The organism is Aquibacillus albus (assembly GCF_016908325.1).
Classification (GTDB): domain Bacteria; phylum Bacillota; class Bacilli; order Bacillales; family Amphibacillaceae; genus Aquibacillus_A; species Aquibacillus_A albus.
Window position 1 is genome coordinate 1 of record NZ_JAFBDR010000023.1, and the last position, 16,178, is coordinate 16,178.

Here is a 16,178-nt window from a genome sequence, read left to right on the forward strand (position 1 = left end):
GATCCCTCAGAGACGATGAGGTTGATAGGTCCGAGGTGGAAGCGTGGTGACACGTGCAGCTGACGGATACTAATCGATCGAGGACTTAACTAAATAAATATGTTTCGATTCTTGTACCCTTTCTTATCTAGTTTTGAAGGTATAAATTACCTTTTAATTAAAATAGATATTTTCTATTTAATCTATTGATTTTTTTGAAAAAACAAGTATAATATTTCTTGTCACAAAAAAACAATCCATTTCTTCGATTAAGCTCAAATGGTCTGGTGGCAATAGCGGAGAGGTCACACCTGTTCCCATGCCGAACACAGTAGTTAAGCTCTCCAGCGCCAATGGTAGTTGGGGCTTTGCCCCTGCGAGAGTAGGACGTCGCCAGGCTTTATATCCATTCCACAGTAGCTCAGTGGTAGAGCAATCGGCTGTTAACCGATCGGTCGTAGGTTCGAATCCTACCTGTGGAGCCATTATGGAGAGCTGTCCGAGTGGTCGAAGGAGCACGATTGGAAATCGTGTGTGCGGTCAACGCCGTACCGAGGGTTCGAATCCCTCGCTCTCCGCCACTTCTTAATTATACTTTGGCCCGTTGGTCAAGTGGTTAAGACACCGCCCTTTCACGGCGGTAACACGGGTTCGAATCCCGTACGGGTCACCACTTTGGAGGATTAGCTCAGCTGGGAGAGCACTTGCCTTACAAGCAAGGGGTCGCAGGTTCGAGCCCTGCATCCTCCACCATTATCTTTATATATATGTTTTTTATTATCGCGGGGTGGAGCAGTCTGGTAGCTCGTCGGGCTCATAACCCGAAGGTCGCAAGTTCAAATCTTGCCCCCGCAACCAAATTATTTTTGTGAAATAAGGAAAGATATTTTTGCTATGCGAAAAATTATTGGTCCGGTAGTTCAGTTGGTTAGAATGCCTGCCTGTCACGCAGGAGGTCGCGGGTTCGAGTCCCGTCCGGACCGCCATTTATATAATCTCACAAACTAACATGGCTCGGTAGCTCAGTCGGTAGAGCAACGGACTGAAAATCCGTGTGTCGGCGGTTCGATTCCGTCCCGAGCCACCACTAATTAACTAAACACATTAACTGGAGGGATAGCGAAGTTGGCCAAACGCGGCGGACTGTAAATCCGCTCCCATCGGGTTCGTAGGTTCGAGTCCTACTCCCTCCACCATATTATTCACCTTAAGTTAATATTGTATGTCATAGGGGTATAGTTTAACGGTAGAACAGAGGTCTCCAAAACCTCCAGTGTGGGTTCGATTCCTACTACCCCTGCTTTTTTTACTATGGCGGTCGTGGCGAAGGGGTTAACGCACCGGATTGTGGCTCCGGCATTCGTGGGTTCGATTCCCATCGATCGCCCCATTAATAACATACGTTGGGCTATAGCCAAGCGGTAAGGCAACGGTTTTTGGTACCGTCATGCGCTGGTTCGAATCCAGCTAGCCCAGCCAATATATGCGGAAGTAGTTCAGTGGTAGAACACCACCTTGCCAAGGTGGGGGTCGCGGGTTCGAATCCCGTCTTCCGCTCCATTATAATTAAGGCGGCATAGCCAAGTGGTAAGGCCGAGGTCTGCAAAACCTCTATCACCGGTTCAAATCCGGTTGCCGCCTCCATTATTATGCCGGTGTGGCGGAATTGGCAGACGCGCACGACTCAAAATCGTGTTCCTTCTGGAGTGTCGGTTCGACCCCGACCACCGGTATTTTCCAAGAAATTAGCGTTTTTTATAGGTAAGGATAAATGCTCAAGAATGTTGATATATCAATGTTTTTGAGTTTTTTTGTTTTTGGGAGTTGCGGTTAGATAAGATAGGTTTCGTTTCTTCTTTACACAATTTTGCACAATGGACTTAGTATTTTGCACATTATTTTACACAAGCTAAATTTTACAACATACCCTTTAAAAACCAACTGAATTATACTTATAAAAAAGCTTATCAAGTTGGTTCCCATCTTGATAAGCTTTGACTAGTTCTATTTTCATAAATATTTTATTGTCAATATTAATCCTCGAACATATCTTCAAATGTCTTCATTGCTAAATTTATTTCTGATTCTCTTCCTTCATTTAAAAGGTGAATATACTTTCTGTAAGTAGTTTCTATATCAAGATGACCTAAACGCTCACTCACATACTCCAATTTATTACCTTCATACAATAGGACACTCCCGTGCGAGTGTCTTGCACCGTGAAAACTAATTAGAGGCCGTATTTTAAGATCTAGTAATGTTTCCTTTAGAAGATCATTTGCGTGGCTGTTGGTTATGACTTTATATTTAGATTTAGCATTATAAAACACTAAATGATTGTCGTTGTCTGGCATTGTTGCAAATAATTCTTTAAATGCGTTCATTACCGTTTTATTCACATCAATAACTCTATCGCAGTTTTTCTCATCATTACCTTTGGTAGGACCAAATCCAATCTTCTTCTTCTTGTTGTTGTAGCTCCATGTCTTATTAATATCAATCTGGTTGTTATCAAAGTCAAAGTCATCAAAAGTTAACCCAACAAGCTCAGCGAAACGCATACCAGTTGCTAAAGCTAATAACAATAAGTAATAGCCTAAATCATCTTCAACTTTACTTAGTAGTGTTTTAATAAGTAGTACAAAATCGTGATAATTTACGTGTTTTTCTTTTTCCTTTTTAGCTGAAACAGTGTAGTATAATATAGCTTTTCTGGTGAAATCACTGTGGATAATTTGTTCATCCCTAGCATCTTGAACACAAGCACGAATGTGACCGTGAAGTTTACTTACGGTTTCCTTTGACTTGTTTTCACCAACCTTATTAAGAAATTCTTGATAATCTTGGGTTGTGATTTCTTGCAAAGGCTTACTACCTAAATGTTCTTTGATACGATCAGATGTGTATTTATAATGCTTTAGTGTTGCTTCACTTAAGCCCTTTTTGTATAGCTCTACCCAGTTATCAAAGTATTCATCAATTGGTGCAGGCTTCAAATGAGGGACTATTCCTTTGTTTAACTTTGCTTCCAGTTCAATAGCTGCTGCTTTTGCTTCAGCTTGAGTACTAAATCCACCTTTTCTGATAAGCTTTGATTCTCCATTAACTGTGTGACTTACAGCATACTGCCATGTCTTTCCCCGTTTTTTGATGCTTGCCATTCTTTCATCTCCTCTTTCTATCCCATTTTAAGTATATATATGATCTTATGAATAAAGTGATGGGTGGCCTGATAGCCACTCTAACTAACAGGCAATTCATAGTTCTTGGTTTTATTTCAAGGGGTCTTGTTATTCAGACTTATCTACTTCTAAGTCAAGATCAAGTAAGAGTCGATCAACTTACTCTCCATGACGCATTCCTGTAGTTAAGCCTAAAAGGAATAAGTAGTAGTCTGACTCATTTTTGATTCTATTCTTAACTTCTCTTACTACTAATTCACTATTGACAAGGTTCAATAGTTTCTCATTTGTCGTTCTATTTATAAAGTAAGGAACTTTTCCTCGCTTTAATTTGCTTTCAATTCAGCAGCTGCTAATTGGGCTTCTTTTCTCGTTATAAACCCACTCTTTGCATATTGTTTTGTTTTGCCGTTAACTGTGTGGCTAACGGCATATCCCCAAGTTTGTCCTCTTTTTCGAATGCTCGCCATTTTCTAATTCACCTCTATGGTTTATTTATTTTCAAATCTTACCTTTTAAAAGATTCTAGGTAAAATTTTGAATAGCATTTTTTAATAGTTAGCTAGTTTCTCTTAACACTTATTTAGAAAAAATTTGTTGAAAGTGATCATCTAAAAACTTTGCCATCTTGGATGCTTGAAATAACCACTTTTCCCCTTGTGATTCTGGATAACGTACAAATCCTCCCTTTTTTACATCAAGAACTTTTCTAAATTTAGAAGGATACAGAACTTTATCTTTGATCCACTCATGTTTGCGGTTCATTCTCTTTTCAAGGTCATGCATTGTCCACCAGGTACCTGTTAGTTGTTGCTGCTTCAACTCCTGTAACTCTACTTTGGAGATGAGTACAAAGTCTTCAGGAACTGGAATAGTTAAGTTTACTGATAGCTGTTGCATTGTTACTGCCTCCTAATCCTAAGAAGTTTGTTTAAAAGTTAGGGAAAATAAAAAGCACCCCAGAATATCCATAAGAATAAGAATCCTAATGGAAAAAATCTGGCGGTGCTTCCGCTCGCAAATTATTCTTTTTTTGATTATACTTAATGTAATTTCTGTGTAATTTTCATCACAGAAAATTTTAAAAAGCAAGTTCCCTTTTAAATTATTTACACCTAGTAGATCTAATGAATAGAGGGTTCTTAACTAAGTGTTAATGCTAGATTAGCACGGAATTTTTGGAATGGATATTATAAGCAATAAAATTTTTAAAAACTTTTTAATCATCCCAAGTAGTTTTTGCGTAAAACTGGTTATAAAGTGAATTGCTAAATACAGATTAACATGAACAAAATGGGATGGATATTGTAAGTGATAAAAATTTTAAAACCTTTTTTATTCATTCCAAGCAGCTTTTCATTTAAAGGCAATTGAGAGATCAATAAACAATTGCAATATCTTAGTTTTCCACGTTACAGGACCAGATTGTGGAGTAACTCTAAGTTGCAGAAAAAAGTGAAGTAACTGAAAGGGTATAAATTAATGAAGAATAATAAAGAAAATTGTCCGCTTTGCAATGCTGATTTACAAGGAGAATCTATACCGAAAGAACATCAAGATTCATATAACGCTACACACTTTACTTGAAAAGTTGGAATTTCAGATAATGAGAGAGACCGAATTGTGAAATGGAAATATCCTGATTGTAAAGGGAAATGGGCTGTAAAATAGGGGATATACATTATATAACTACTGCGCGGTAGACACATACTGCGCAATAAAAAAGCTGGCATTTACCAGCTTTAATATCAATTACTTTTTAATCCGAACCAACACAGTACACAGTGGTTAATTATCTTGATATGCTTCTGTTAATTTTTCTATGTCAAACTTTTTCATTTGAAGAAATGCTTTTGTTAATCGATCCATTTGTTCGTTCGATCCGTTTGCCATCATTTCTCCCATAATCTCTGGCCAGACTTGCCAAGAGACACCGTACTTATCTTTCAACCAACCACATTGCTCAGCATTTGGATCTGAGGAAAGCTTTTCCCAATAGTAATCTATCTCTTCTTGATTTTCACACCGAACCAAAAGTGAAATGGCTTCATTAAAATGGAAGGCGTGTGTATGAGCGCTGTCCATTGCGGCAAACCATTGATTCTCAATCATAAAATCTGTAAACATCAAAGTCCCTTCCTGGTCTGGTTCCATGCCAGCAGGATAGCGAGTGATTTCCCCTCGTTTTGAATCATTGAAAACAGAAAGATAAAAGTCACTTGCTTCTTCTGCCTTACCGCACACATCTTGAACATAAATCATTGAAGGTAAGATAAATGGGCGTTCCTTACCTTCAGGGTTCGTGAGGATTAGTTGCCATGTCAGTCCATACTTATCCTGTATCCATCCGTAGCGTTTACTGAACGGATATTCTTGAAGTGGCATAAGTGGTGTTCCGCCTTGAGACAGACGTTCCCACAGCTGATCTAAATTTTCCCTTGCGTTCTTATCTCTTGAAGGATCATAATTGACAAAAAAAGAAATCGAAGGATTGAACTGAAAATGTGGGCCACCATTTATGGCCATGAATGAATATCCATCGATATTAAATGATACGACATCGCTATCCCCAGATGGTGTGTTGCGAAATGTTGTGATATTGGTGACTTTAGAATTAGGAAAAATGGATGTATAAAATTGAGCAGCTTCTTTTGCTTCCTGATTGAACCACAGATGGGGGACTATTTTTTGATTTATCATTGATATTCCTTCCCTCTTAATTATGGATGATGATTTCTTCTATTTTTGAAAAGACGGCTTTCAGAAGAAAATTCCTTTATTTGATCTCGTTCAGACGGTCTTCCAGACGGTTCCAAGTTTCGGTAATGCCTTGTAACATTCCCATGTCCATGACTGATTTGAGAGCTTCTGCAGACACATATTCAGCGCGGTTAACAAGCTTCGTTTTCCCATCTGTATCAATGAATTCCAACGTGACCTCGGTTGAAGGCATATCCTGGTTGATATTGCCTTCAGCATCCGAGAAATAATCGGTGTAAACGATCGTTTCTGGCTCGATTATGTCCTTGTAAACGACTTTGCCCCAAGATTCCATACCATAAAATTCACCTTGATTTTTGTCCATGCACTTCATACAAAAGTGCCATATACCACCCGGTCGGAAATCAATGTGGCAAACCGGAAGTTCCCAACCATTAGGTCCCCACCAATGCTTGAGGTGTTCTGGTTCTTTAAACATGTTGAATACGAGATCGCGTGGTGCATCAAATATGCGTTCCAATATTAATACGCGATCGTTCTCTACTATTGAGCTTATTTCGTTGATTGACATCTAAACTCCTCCATTCAATTAAATAACTTTTTGTTATTAGCGATTTGTAACATGACTTTACTAATATTTGATTTTGTTACGATAACAAACCAACACATCAATTGAGTGGTTTTTTCCCCTGCAATACGTTTAGATAATCGTTCAACTGATCCATCCGGGACTCCCACAATCGACGGTAGGACTCGAGCCACTTATCTAACTCTTGAAGCGGTTCTGGTCTTAGTCTATAAATACGACGGTTAGCTACTTGCTGAACTTCGACTATACCAGCTTCGCTTAATACGCGAAGATGTTTCGAGGTTTGGGGCTGGTTTAACTCTAGCTGCTTCGCAATCTCTCCTACTGGAAGCGATCCATTTAGAAGAAGTTCGACGATATCAAGTCGATTGGGTTCAGCCAGGGCACTGAAGGTTTGCACGTTCATGTTGAATCCTCTCCCACTTGTGTGTTTTCTAAAACTATTTAGAGATTACCACCTTCTAATTTTTAACATTTTGAATATGTCGTACCTCGTTGCTAATTTTATTATTCCATAATAGGAATATTCCTGTCAAGGAATATTAGTGATTATTAATTGCTATAGTATTGAAATTTACTGTGTTTATATAATAATTAGTATTTAAGGAGGAAGTGTTGTAACTGAAAAAACTTGATTATGTATCTGATGAAATGCGTGACCTAAAATAGAATTTGATCAACTGATTAAGCCTAATAGGGCTACCTTATGGAAGTACTGTAACATGATCACCATTTATCTTGGGATGGGGATGAATTAGTACAAGACACGCTGTTAAAGTCATACAGTACCTTGCCAAGGTTATTTCAACTATTAATTCCTAAAAGATATTTATTTTGAATCGCAACAAATAACTGCGTAGTTCAACGATAATATGCAATAGACAATGATACCCGCTCCTGTTTCCGGTCAGGAGCGGGATTTTGCATTTCTATACTTTATTTTAAAAGGAGAGAGTGCAGAATAGCTTCTGCTTAAGTTAATGATAAGTCCTACAGTTTACTAACGCAAAAAATGAAAGGGAGATTAAATCATTCATATTTCTTTTGTTACGGTAGATGAAGGCAACCAGAGGAGTTCTTTGAAAACGAAACAAATTAACCTACTTTTACATTCAAGCTCTATCAGAACACTAACTACAGAATAAAAATGAAAAACCTGCTCTTTAGTTTTGAAATGAGGAGCGGGTTTAATTAAATTTTGTTTTAGACTATAATCTATGATTGCAGCCATTGAAATATACCACCTCTGAGGAGTAACTCTTGTATTACGTAGTAGACAATTACTGTGCAACAAGCCGTCTTCACTTACCACAGGCATAGTTAAGAGTTCTAACTATTTTATATGCTATTTTGTTTAGTTTTTTCTACAATATATTAGACAAGTGACAGGCACCTTCGATTAATATCAGGAAAATGTATGTGAAAGTGAGGGGCATTTTTTCGAGAAGGAAAAGTGCTCCTTTTTGTTGAACAATGAATGAAAAACTACAATGCAATTTTTACAAATGGATAACACTGACCATTATTTTAGAACTATTTTCAAAGGAGACCATTATGCAGATGAATCCTTTATTTGATCCTTATTATCTGATCTAAAAAATTACTGTTACTCATTATCAGGAAGTAAATGGGATGGGGATGATTTGTTTCAGGACATGCTAATGAACATTATGCAAAGAGCATCAAATCTTAACAGACATCCAAACCCGAAAGGTTATTTGTTCACAGCAGCTACAAATCAATGGCGGGACACATTGAGAAAAAGAAAACATGAGGAAGTGGAAATAGAAATTGAAAAAGCTACATATGATATTAGTTTTTTGGATTCTATTGGAATGTTAATTTCTCTGTTACCAATTAAACAAGCCTCCTCAATTTTGCTTACAGAGTATTTTGGTTTTTCTGCAAAGGAAGTGGCCAAGATGCTAGATATGACTATAGGTGGTGTGAAAGCGGCATTGCATAGAGGAAGAACAACATTAATAGAGATGCAAGATTCATCATTGAAAAACCGAGAACCAGTTGAGAATTTAATTGATCGTCTATTATTCGGGTTGAAACAAAATGACCACAAAATAATTGTTAAAACATATCATAATCTTGTTACGCGAGGTGTATCAGTTACACAAAAAGAAAAGTATTTTGTTTTCACAATTTCTGATCCAGATGGAAATGTTTTTGAGATTAGAGAAAAAATTTAATTTTTTCCGTATCTTTTTCATTGTGAAACACGTTATTTAATTGAAGAAAAAAATATTATGAAAGGAAGTGAAATAGTGCAAAAAGATTTATTGAGTGGAATTGGAATTTTTATACCTGTCTCTGACTTAGAAACGTCAACAAATTGGTACTGTGAAATGCTAGGTTTCGAAGTGTTTATTGATGACACACCTAAAGCCAATTCCCTAAAAATTTGGGATGGTGTTGTGACATTTTGTCTTGTTAAGTCTTATGATTTTAATCAGCCAGAATTTCCTAAAAATGATTATAATGTAGACCATTATATGAATTTCCACACGGGTAACATTCAAGCGCTCCACCAAAAGTTACTAGAAAAGGGTGCAAATGTAGGAGATATTCATGAATTTTATGGAATGAAAGGTTTTGCACTTTATGATCCTGACAATAACCGTTTTAGTGTAATTGAATAAAGGGGAAGGAGGATTTTATGAGTATACAAGTTGTTCATAAAGAAACTTTACATATTATAGGACTATCAATAGACGTCTTGTTAAAAGATGCTCAAGGTACGGAATTAATACCAAATCTGCACAGAAGATTTAATCAGAGGCTAAAAGATTTAAAGAACGTTGTGAATCCAAATTAGGCTAATTTTGTATTTCGCAATTGAAAATTGAACCATTTCGCAACTAATTTTGAACCACCTAAAATTTGAGGAATTCACAAACTTTGGGGAGATATTTTTATTACTGCGTAGGATTGACATGGAGCCTCTACGGGCATGACTTCTTTGCGAAAGCGTGCAGGGGAAAGAATTTCGCACTCCACAACCAGGATATCATGCCCGCCTCTCCATATAAATCCAATTGATTTTACGGTAAGTAAAATTCACAAACTTGAAGTGGCTCAATTTTAAGTTGTCATGTGGTTCACTTTTCATGTGCTATAAACATAATTTCTAAGAAAATAAATAATCTACGCATACTTAGTTGGTATTTTTGGTGTTTGAATGGGTAATCCTTAGTTTACTAATTAAAACTAAGGAGAGTTGATCTTTATGAACCTAGCAGAGCAAATATTATCAGATTTAGTGGTAGCTTTAAAAGATTTGTACCCTAACATCGAAGTGGAAAATACCAAGAATAAATTGTCTACTGTTTTATCTGAGTATTATATTCAAAGAGTTGGGTTAGGTGAGGTTCATCCTGATCTTGAGGATAAAATACAATTGTTCATTTCGGCAAAAAGACTTGAAGGATTAAGTTCTATTACTCTTGATAACTATCTCCTAGAATTAAGTATGTTTGCTGACATCGTAAAAAAGAAGGCTGAGGACATAGCTATAGCAGACATTCGAATGTACCTAAGTAAAGAGGGGACGTTAAAAATGAGCACAATTAGAAAGAAACTATCTATTTTAAAGAGTTTTTTTAGTTGGTTAGTTTCAGAGGAATATATTAAACATGATCCAACTACTAAATTGAAAGCTCCAAAAGACGAATACAGACTTCCTAAATCCTTATCAATTGAAGAACTGGAAATGTTAAGAGAAGCCTGTGAAACAGATAGACAACGTGCTTTTCTTGAAGTATTGTATGCAACTGGCTGTCGTTTATCTGAAGTTCATGGATTAAATAAAGCTGATATCAATCAACAGAATATGAGCACTTTAGTTATAGGTAAAGGTGATAAGCAAAGGGAAGTCTATTTTTCAATTAGAGCAATGTATCATTTAGGTAAATATTTAAAAGAACGAAAAGATGATTGTGAATCCTTGATGATTACAGAGAGACAACCTTATAGAAGATTATCTAAACGAGGAATACAAAGAGAAATAGGAATAATCGCGAAAATAGCAGGTTTGCATGACAAGGTTAGTCCCCATGTTTTAAGACATACTTTTGCAACATTAACATTAAATAATGGAGCTGAACTCGTAGCAATTCAAGAATTGTTAGGTCACAATTCGCCGGATACCACACTAAGGTATGCAAAAATAACTCATGAAAGAAAACGTGAGCAGCATAAAAGATATCTAATTCAATAAAAGTGATTGTCATTAGACTGATACTGTGCAACAAGAGTCTTCACTTTTAAATGCCTTTGTAAAAGAATGTACTTAAGCTAACGAAGGTTACTTGAAGAGCGGTCTCCCTATTTTTTATCAGCATTTAGGTTATATTGTGAACACCAGTAGGGCTTTTTGGGGAAATCTAACTTGGGTCATGCTTGTTCTACTTGAAGGGAAAATAAATTTTATAGATGCTTATTTCTTATTCAAGTAAACCGGCTAATAGTTGTCAATAATTTTCTCATGATACCAAAAATGAACATGCCAAATAACTTCCCTTTAATTGTAATTGGAAGGTTTTGTTGTATTTTAATAGATAGTGTAAAAAGAAATAATAAAATGTAGTTGTGTTAGGAAAGAATAATAAATAACTTATATACATTTCCCATATTGTCAATCCAGTATGTTATACTGTAAACAACCTTTGAAGCTTTAAACTTTTTTTATTACTTGTACCATCTCCCTACTCGAACGTTGAGTAGGGTTTTTTATAGAGTTTTATACAGACAACAAAAAAACAGGCCCCAATATAAAGAGCCTGTTTGTATAAACGATTTAAGATTAAGCACCTTTTTGAACGTTAGCAGCTTGTGGTCCACGGTTACCTTCTTCGATATCGAAAGAAACGCTTTGACCTTCTTCAAGTGTTTTAAAGCCTTCGCCTTGGATAGCAGAGAAGTGTACGAATACATCGTCTTGTCCTTCTACTTCGATAAATCCAAAACCTTTGTCTGCGTTAAACCATTTTACTAAACCTTTTTCCATTTTTGTTGCCTCCTAGTGCGTTGCCACACATTGTATTACTATTCTTGCCCAAAAGTATCATCAAGACGAAACGTCCATATTCATACTATCCTTTACACCGAACAAAAATAATTCTTATTCATCATAGCAGTAAACGATAAAAATTGCAAATCTTTGGGTTTAACTAAAATAGTAAAAATCCCATAAAGAAATAGAAGAGCAACCATGCAATACAAACAAAGAACTTATAATTACCATTCAATTTAAGTTATCTTGGTTGAACTAAACGGGGGCTTACTTTGAGAAGAACAACTAACAAAGCAAAGCCCTTGCTGCGCAGCATTCCTGTAGTGCGTTAATTTCGACTTTGAAAAAAATAGAGCCCCTCAGTAAGATAAGAGTATAGACACCACTCTAAAACTCAAATCTAAGGAGGAGCTCTTATATGAAGTTTAAAATGCAAGACAAACAAAATCAACTAATTGAAAGAATTTCCGATAAACATCTCGTTGTCGGTGTGGATATTGCCCAACAAACGCATGTGGCACGAGTTGTAAATTATCGTGGTATTGTGGTCGGTGATCCTCTATCTTTTGAAAATAACGAGAAAGGTTTCGCTAGATTAATAGAATGGATTAATCATTTAAAAATTTCAAAAGGATTGAATACTGAAATAGTTGGGATGGAACCTACCGGACATTACTGGTTGAGCCTATCTAAATGGCTATATGATCAAGATATTGATGTAGTAACAGTTAATCCTCATCATGTGAAAAGAAATAAAGAAAATCGTGATAATACCCAATCTAAAAGCGATAAAAAGGATGCCCTTGTGATTGCAGATATGATCAAGAATGGGTATTACTCCTTTATCCGGCCCACTTCTGAAGCTTTTGAAAAGCTTCGAGTACTAATGGCTAACCGGGATGTCATCGTCAAACGCCTCACCAGTTCTATTAATCAAATAAATCGTTGGGTAGATATTGTCTTCCCTGAACTTCGAGAAGTATTTAAAGATGTAAAAGGTAAAGGGGCAATCGCAACACTTCGGTTATTTCCAACACCTTCAGAACTATGTTCCATGAAAGCAGAGGATATTGTGGAAGGTTGGAAAAAAGTGATGAAACGTCACGCAGGACTTAAAAAAGCACAATCGCTAATTGACTTAGCCAAAAATTCTGTTGGTAGTAAACAAGCTCATGAAGCCTATAAGCTTCACTTGGAACATTTACTTGAAGAATTCGATTTAGCAAAAATCCAACTCGAAAGAGTAGAAAAAGAAGTCACTTCCGTACTTGACCAAATTACTTTCGCTAAAAAAGTAATTGCCATTGAAGGAATTAGTGAAATTTCATTGGCGGGTATTTTAGGAGAAGCTGGTGATTTAAGTGACTTCGCGCATGGTAATTCTCTATTACGGCATGCGGGTTTGCACCTGGTAGAAGCAAGCTCAGGTAAATGGAAAGGACAAATTGTTGTTTCAAAACGTGGGAGATCTCGACTAAGGCGCTTTTTATTTTTGACGACATTAAGTCTTGTGAGCAATAACTCTGATTTCAAGCAGATTCATTTTAATAATGTTAACGTCAAAAAGATGAAAAAAATGAAATCTATAATGAAACTCGTAGGAAAACTAGCAAGAATATTGGTATCAATAGCTAAAAGTCATGAACCATATTGTTCTCAGAAAGTACAACCATTAGCACCTATAGCAGCTTAATTCTAATCGTAAACCAAGTATGACTTTAAAGTGATTAAAAGTAGTTTAATAATTCTTGAATGTTGGCTTATTCGTAGGATTACAGAGAAAGCGCGGAGTACTGGATACCGTTGTACCTAAGGGCCCTGACCCGTTTGCGCAGCAAAACCGGCCTCCACCGACTAGGGGAGGATAATATCCCTGATAGTAACGTGAATTCAACAAGTAATTCAGTTATAATGATATACAATAATCGGAAAAGGTTCATGAGTGAAGACATTTCAAAAAAGATTGAAAGTGTACCGTCCGGATAGTATAGTTAATATAACCTAAAAAAATAGAGGAGATTTTGAATGGGCAGAAATTCTAGAAAAATAGAAATACTTCATGCGGCATCCAAAGTCGTTAGTGACCAAGGCATATTTAATCTAACACTCGAAGCTGTAGCGAAGGAAGCTGGTATTAGTAAAGGTGGTTTGCTTTACCATTATCCTTCTAAAGAAGCACTTGTACATGGTATGGTGGAACACCTAGCCAATAATTATAGAGAGAAAATCTCAAATAATGCAGAAAATGATCCTATAGATAAAGGGAAATGGATTCGCGCATACGTCGATGTAACTTTTAATCAAACTTATCAAAACAAGAATATGCATTATGGATTGCTTGCAGCAAAAGCAGTTAGTACAAATTCTCTTGACCCTATTCGTGAATTATATTCCGAATGGCAGCGTGAAATTGAGCATGATGGAATTGACCCGGTAAAAGCTAGCATTATTCGATTAGCTACAGATGGAATTTGGCTATCGGAGTTGTTTGATATTTATCACATTGGAGAAGATAAGAAAAAAGCTATCTTTAAAAAGCTCAAAGACTGGGCTAATGAATAAATAATTATATGCTAAACACCTTCTTGTGCAGGAGGTGTTTTTAATTTTTTTTGGGAAAATGTTAAAAAGCTTGTTATGACTGCAGTAAGCCTAATTAATTTTTTGTTAAATAAGGAATGAAAACGGTTTTGTTAGAAGCTCTTAGTTGAAACAGAACCGTCCAGATGGTATAGTAAGTAACTGTGAAATAAAAAACCGTCTGGATGGTAAAGTAATAATAAACATAACTAATTGATAAATGAAACCATAAAAAATAGGGAGGCTTTCTAATGAAAAACAAAATATTGCTTACAGCTGCAGTAACAGGCGCTGGGGATACAACAGCGAAAAGTCCTCATGTTCCGGTAACACCAAAAGAGATCGCTCAAGCAGCAATCGAATCTGCGAAAGCTGGGGCAACTATTGCGCATGTGCATGCTCGTGATCCGAAGACCGGAGGAATCAGTCATAACGTGGAACATTACCGTGAGATTGTCGATCGTATTCGTGAATCTGAAACAGATGTGATCATCAATATCACTTCTGGAGGTGGTGGTGATTTCATTCCTAGCTTAAATACGCCAGCAGCTGGTGGAGATGGAACGGATATACAAATACCGGAAGAACGTCATCAACCAGTTGGAGAACTACTTCCTGAGATGTGTACATTAGATTGTGGCTCGGTAAACTTTGGAAATATGATATACATGAGCCCAACTGATTGGTTGAGAGACCAAGCAAAATTAATTCAACAGAGCGGTGTTAAACCAGAATTAGAATGCTTTGATTCAGGACACCTACGTTTTGCTAAGCAGTTAATCGCAGAAGGATTAATTGATGATGATCCGATGTTTCAATTTTGCATGGGTATTCCTTGGGGAATGGATGTAGACGCGGAAACTATGCTTTATATGAAAAATCGTCTTCCTGAGAACGCGCATTGGTCTGCATTTGGTATTGGACGTATGCAGTTTCCTATTCTTGCTCAAGCAGTACAGCTAGGTGGAAATGTTCGTGTCGGTCTAGAAGACAATTTATATCTATCCAAAGGTGTACTTGCTCGCAATGATCAACTTGTTGACAAAGCAGTTACGATCATAAACAGCCACGACATCAAAGTGATGACACCAGAAGAGGCTAGAGCACAATTCGGATTAAGAAATCCTTACGGAGGAGAAAAGACATGAGTCATTCAAAAACAGTAGCAGTTATTGGTACAGGTGTAATTGGAAATGGTTGGATTGGAAGATTTCTGGCTCAAGGGCTAGATGTTATTGCTTTTGACCCTGCAGAAGGTGCAGAAAAGCATACACGAAAAGTAATCAAGCAAATTTGGCCATCATTGGAAGGACTAGGAATGGCGGAAGATGCTTCACAAGATCGCTTAACCTTTGTTTCAACGCTTAAAGAAGCTGTACAATCTTCTGATTTTATTCAAGAAAATGTTCCAGAACGTGAAGATATTAAAAAAACTGTTTTAACTAGTATCGATCAATATGCCAAGCCAGAGGCCATTATTGGATCTAGTACTTCTGGAATTACGGCAACAACATTACAACAAGACCTCCAGCATCCAGGGCGAGTAATTGTCGCTCATCCTTTTAATCCAGTTTACATTTTACCTCTTGTTGAGCTTGTTGGAGGAGAAGCCACTGATGGTACAACCATGGAAAAAGCAAAAAAGTTCTATCAATCTATTGAAATGAAACCATTAGTGATTAATAAAGAAATTGAAGGTCATGTTGCTGACCGTTTAATGGAAGCATTATGGCGTGAAGCTTTACATCTAGTTAATGACGGCATTGTAACAACAGAAGAAGTGGACGCTGCAATTATTTATGGTGCAGGTCTTCGTTGGGCGCAAATGGGTCCATTCTTAACCTTCCACTTAGCTGGAGGAGAACAAGGAATGCGCCACATGTTAGAGCAATTTGGTCCAGCACTTAAGAAGCCTTGGACAAAGTTAGAAGCACCTGAACTTACTGATGAGTTAAAAGAAAAAGTCATTGAAGGCTGTGAAATTCATGCAGGTGATGTTCCTATTTCCGAATTAGAAGATAAACGAAATGAATTCTTAGTTAGGTTACTAGATTTAGTAGAAGATTATTGGCCGAATTCGAAAATTTCATAACAGTGTGGGGGA

At 36.9% G+C, this 16,178-nt stretch carries 15 protein-coding genes, 14 tRNA genes, 2 rRNA genes and 1 pseudogene; 24 read left to right on the plus strand and 8 right to left on the minus strand.

Annotation, left to right across the window (positions count from 1 at the left end; translation table 11 throughout):
- From JOC48_RS16685 to JOC48_RS16760, 16 genes are all read left to right on the plus strand, one after another.
- Window positions 1-93 (plus strand): 23S ribosomal RNA (locus JOC48_RS16685); the annotation flags it as partial.
- A 169-nt stretch (window positions 94-262) separates the two neighbouring features.
- Window positions 263-378, plus strand: a 5S ribosomal RNA gene (gene rrf, locus JOC48_RS16690).
- Between the two features lie 11 nt (window positions 379-389).
- Window positions 390-464 (plus strand) — tRNA-Asn (locus tag JOC48_RS16695).
- Window positions 465-468: 4 nt separating this feature from the next.
- Window positions 469-560 (plus strand) — tRNA-Ser (locus JOC48_RS16700).
- 17 nt (window positions 561-577) lie between these two features.
- Window positions 578-652 (plus strand) — tRNA-Glu (locus JOC48_RS16705).
- A 4-nt stretch (window positions 653-656) separates the two neighbouring features.
- Window positions 657-732, plus strand: a tRNA-Val gene (locus JOC48_RS16710).
- A gap of 28 nt (window positions 733-760) precedes the next feature.
- Window positions 761-837, plus strand: a tRNA-Met gene (locus JOC48_RS16715).
- Between the two features lie 51 nt (window positions 838-888).
- Window positions 889-965: transfer RNA gene (locus JOC48_RS16720), tRNA-Asp, on the plus strand.
- Between the two features lie 25 nt (window positions 966-990).
- Window positions 991-1,066: transfer RNA gene (locus tag JOC48_RS16725), tRNA-Phe, on the plus strand.
- 23 nt (window positions 1,067-1,089) lie between these two features.
- Window positions 1,090-1,175 (plus strand) — tRNA-Tyr (locus JOC48_RS16730).
- 33 nt (window positions 1,176-1,208) lie between these two features.
- Window positions 1,209-1,279, plus strand: a tRNA-Trp gene (locus JOC48_RS16735).
- 14 nt (window positions 1,280-1,293) lie between these two features.
- Window positions 1,294-1,369, plus strand: a tRNA-His gene (locus JOC48_RS16740).
- A 14-nt stretch (window positions 1,370-1,383) separates the two neighbouring features.
- Window positions 1,384-1,458: transfer RNA gene (locus tag JOC48_RS16745), tRNA-Gln, on the plus strand.
- 6 nt (window positions 1,459-1,464) lie between these two features.
- Window positions 1,465-1,539, plus strand: a tRNA-Gly gene (locus JOC48_RS16750).
- A gap of 10 nt (window positions 1,540-1,549) precedes the next feature.
- Window positions 1,550-1,623 (plus strand) — tRNA-Cys (locus JOC48_RS16755).
- Between the two features lie 7 nt (window positions 1,624-1,630).
- Window positions 1,631-1,712: transfer RNA gene (locus JOC48_RS16760), tRNA-Leu, on the plus strand.
- 300 nt (window positions 1,713-2,012) lie between these two features.
- Here JOC48_RS16760 and JOC48_RS16765 read toward each other — a convergent pair.
- The 7 genes from JOC48_RS16765 to JOC48_RS16795 form a co-directional block, all read right to left on the minus strand.
- The gene (locus JOC48_RS16765; protein ID WP_204501559.1) at window positions 2,013-3,140 is read right to left on the minus strand and encodes a site-specific integrase; all 1,128 of its coding nucleotides are present in this window, start codon (window positions 3,138-3,140) and stop codon (window positions 2,013-2,015) included.
- A gap of 347 nt (window positions 3,141-3,487) precedes the next feature.
- On the minus strand, window positions 3,488-3,631 hold the full coding sequence (locus tag JOC48_RS16770) for an Arm DNA-binding domain-containing protein (protein WP_204501560.1): 144 nt from the start codon (window positions 3,629-3,631) through the stop codon (window positions 3,488-3,490).
- Between the two features lie 109 nt (window positions 3,632-3,740).
- Window positions 3,741-4,061 carry a DUF771 domain-containing protein gene (locus tag JOC48_RS16775; RefSeq protein WP_204501561.1) on the minus strand — a complete coding sequence of 107 codons (321 nt, stop codon included), beginning with the start codon at window positions 4,059-4,061 and terminating at the stop codon, window positions 3,741-3,743.
- Between the two features lie 888 nt (window positions 4,062-4,949).
- Window positions 4,950-5,861, minus strand: coding sequence for a VOC family protein (locus tag JOC48_RS16780; RefSeq protein WP_204501562.1), 912 nt, complete (start codon window positions 5,859-5,861; stop codon window positions 4,950-4,952).
- A 76-nt stretch (window positions 5,862-5,937) separates the two neighbouring features.
- Entirely contained in the window at window positions 5,938-6,453 is a 516-nt protein-coding gene (locus JOC48_RS16785; RefSeq protein WP_204501563.1) for an SRPBCC domain-containing protein, read from the minus strand.
- A gap of 97 nt (window positions 6,454-6,550) precedes the next feature.
- Window positions 6,551-6,877: an ArsR/SmtB family transcription factor gene (locus tag JOC48_RS16790; protein ID WP_153726694.1), complete on the minus strand. Its 327-nt coding sequence runs from the start codon at window positions 6,875-6,877 to the stop codon at window positions 6,551-6,553.
- Between the two features lie 627 nt (window positions 6,878-7,504).
- Window positions 7,505-7,702: a hypothetical protein gene (locus tag JOC48_RS16795; RefSeq protein WP_204501565.1), complete on the minus strand. Its 198-nt coding sequence runs from the start codon at window positions 7,700-7,702 to the stop codon at window positions 7,505-7,507.
- A 364-nt stretch (window positions 7,703-8,066) separates the two neighbouring features.
- Here JOC48_RS16795 and JOC48_RS16800 point away from each other — a divergent pair.
- The 4 genes and pseudogenes from JOC48_RS16800 to JOC48_RS16815 form a co-directional block, all read left to right on the plus strand.
- Window positions 8,067-8,672 (plus strand): annotated as a pseudogene (locus JOC48_RS16800) (RNA polymerase sigma factor); the annotation flags it as partial.
- A gap of 75 nt (window positions 8,673-8,747) precedes the next feature.
- Window positions 8,748-9,122: a VOC family protein gene (locus JOC48_RS16805; RefSeq protein WP_204501566.1), complete on the plus strand. Its 375-nt coding sequence runs from the start codon at window positions 8,748-8,750 to the stop codon at window positions 9,120-9,122.
- 17 nt (window positions 9,123-9,139) lie between these two features.
- Window positions 9,140-9,298: a hypothetical protein gene (locus JOC48_RS16810; RefSeq protein ID WP_204501567.1), complete on the plus strand. Its 159-nt coding sequence runs from the start codon at window positions 9,140-9,142 to the stop codon at window positions 9,296-9,298.
- 411 nt (window positions 9,299-9,709) lie between these two features.
- Window positions 9,710-10,699, plus strand: a complete 990-nt coding sequence (locus JOC48_RS16815; RefSeq protein WP_204501572.1) for a tyrosine-type recombinase/integrase — start codon at window positions 9,710-9,712, stop codon at window positions 10,697-10,699.
- A gap of 585 nt (window positions 10,700-11,284) precedes the next feature.
- Here JOC48_RS16815 and JOC48_RS16820 read toward each other — a convergent pair.
- On the minus strand, window positions 11,285-11,488 hold the full coding sequence (locus tag JOC48_RS16820; RefSeq protein ID WP_204501574.1) for a cold-shock protein: 204 nt from the start codon (window positions 11,486-11,488) through the stop codon (window positions 11,285-11,287).
- A gap of 424 nt (window positions 11,489-11,912) precedes the next feature.
- Here JOC48_RS16820 and JOC48_RS16825 point away from each other — a divergent pair, with 424 nt between their 5' ends.
- The 4 genes from JOC48_RS16825 to JOC48_RS16840 all read left to right on the plus strand — a co-directional run bounded on the left by JOC48_RS16825 (window position 11,913) and on the right by JOC48_RS16840 (window position 16,166).
- A complete protein-coding gene (locus JOC48_RS16825; protein ID WP_204501578.1) occupies window positions 11,913-13,187 on the plus strand; it encodes an IS110 family RNA-guided transposase in 1,275 nt (424 codons plus the stop codon).
- Window positions 13,188-13,519: 332 nt separating this feature from the next.
- Entirely contained in the window at window positions 13,520-14,056 is a 537-nt protein-coding gene (locus JOC48_RS16830; RefSeq protein WP_204501581.1) for a TetR/AcrR family transcriptional regulator, read from the plus strand.
- Window positions 14,057-14,325: 269 nt separating this feature from the next.
- Window positions 14,326-15,222 (plus strand): beta-keto acid cleavage family enzyme, encoded by an 897-nt coding sequence (locus JOC48_RS16835; RefSeq protein ID WP_204501582.1) that lies wholly within the window; start codon window positions 14,326-14,328, stop codon window positions 15,220-15,222.
- Window positions 15,219-16,166 carry a 3-hydroxyacyl-CoA dehydrogenase NAD-binding domain-containing protein gene (locus JOC48_RS16840; protein ID WP_204501583.1) on the plus strand — a complete coding sequence of 316 codons (948 nt, stop codon included), beginning with the start codon at window positions 15,219-15,221 and terminating at the stop codon, window positions 16,164-16,166. Before JOC48_RS16835 ends, JOC48_RS16840 begins: the two co-directional genes overlap by 4 nt.
- The last annotated feature ends 12 nt before the right edge of the window (window positions 16,167-16,178 follow it).

Coding starts and splice junctions, on each gene's coding strand:
- JOC48_RS16765 (WP_204501559.1), bottom strand. CDS start 3,140: ATGGCAAGCATCAAAAAACGGGGAAAGACATGGCAGTATGCTGTAAGT.
- JOC48_RS16770 (WP_204501560.1), bottom strand. CDS start 3,631: ATGGCGAGCATTCGAAAAAGAGGACAAACTTGGGGATATGCCGTTAGC.
- JOC48_RS16775 (WP_204501561.1), bottom strand. CDS start 4,061: ATGCAACAGCTATCAGTAAACTTAACTATTCCAGTTCCTGAAGACTTT.
- JOC48_RS16780 (WP_204501562.1), bottom strand. CDS start 5,861: ATGATAAATCAAAAAATAGTCCCCCATCTGTGGTTCAATCAGGAAGCA.
- JOC48_RS16785 (WP_204501563.1), bottom strand. CDS start 6,453: ATGTCAATCAACGAAATAAGCTCAATAGTAGAGAACGATCGCGTATTA.
- JOC48_RS16790 (WP_153726694.1), bottom strand. CDS start 6,877: ATGAACGTGCAAACCTTCAGTGCCCTGGCTGAACCCAATCGACTTGAT.
- JOC48_RS16795 (WP_204501565.1), bottom strand. CDS start 7,702: ATGGCTGCAATCATAGATTATAGTCTAAAACAAAATTTAATTAAACCC.
- JOC48_RS16810 (WP_204501567.1), top strand. CDS start 9,140: ATGAGTATACAAGTTGTTCATAAAGAAACTTTACATATTATAGGACTA.
- JOC48_RS16815 (WP_204501572.1), top strand. CDS start 9,710: ATGAACCTAGCAGAGCAAATATTATCAGATTTAGTGGTAGCTTTAAAA.
- JOC48_RS16820 (WP_204501574.1), bottom strand. CDS start 11,488: ATGGAAAAAGGTTTAGTAAAATGGTTTAACGCAGACAAAGGTTTTGGA.
- JOC48_RS16825 (WP_204501578.1), top strand. CDS start 11,913: ATGAAGTTTAAAATGCAAGACAAACAAAATCAACTAATTGAAAGAATT.
- JOC48_RS16830 (WP_204501581.1), top strand. CDS start 13,520: ATGGGCAGAAATTCTAGAAAAATAGAAATACTTCATGCGGCATCCAAA.
- JOC48_RS16835 (WP_204501582.1), top strand. CDS start 14,326: ATGAAAAACAAAATATTGCTTACAGCTGCAGTAACAGGCGCTGGGGAT.
- JOC48_RS16840 (WP_204501583.1), top strand. CDS start 15,219: ATGAGTCATTCAAAAACAGTAGCAGTTATTGGTACAGGTGTAATTGGA.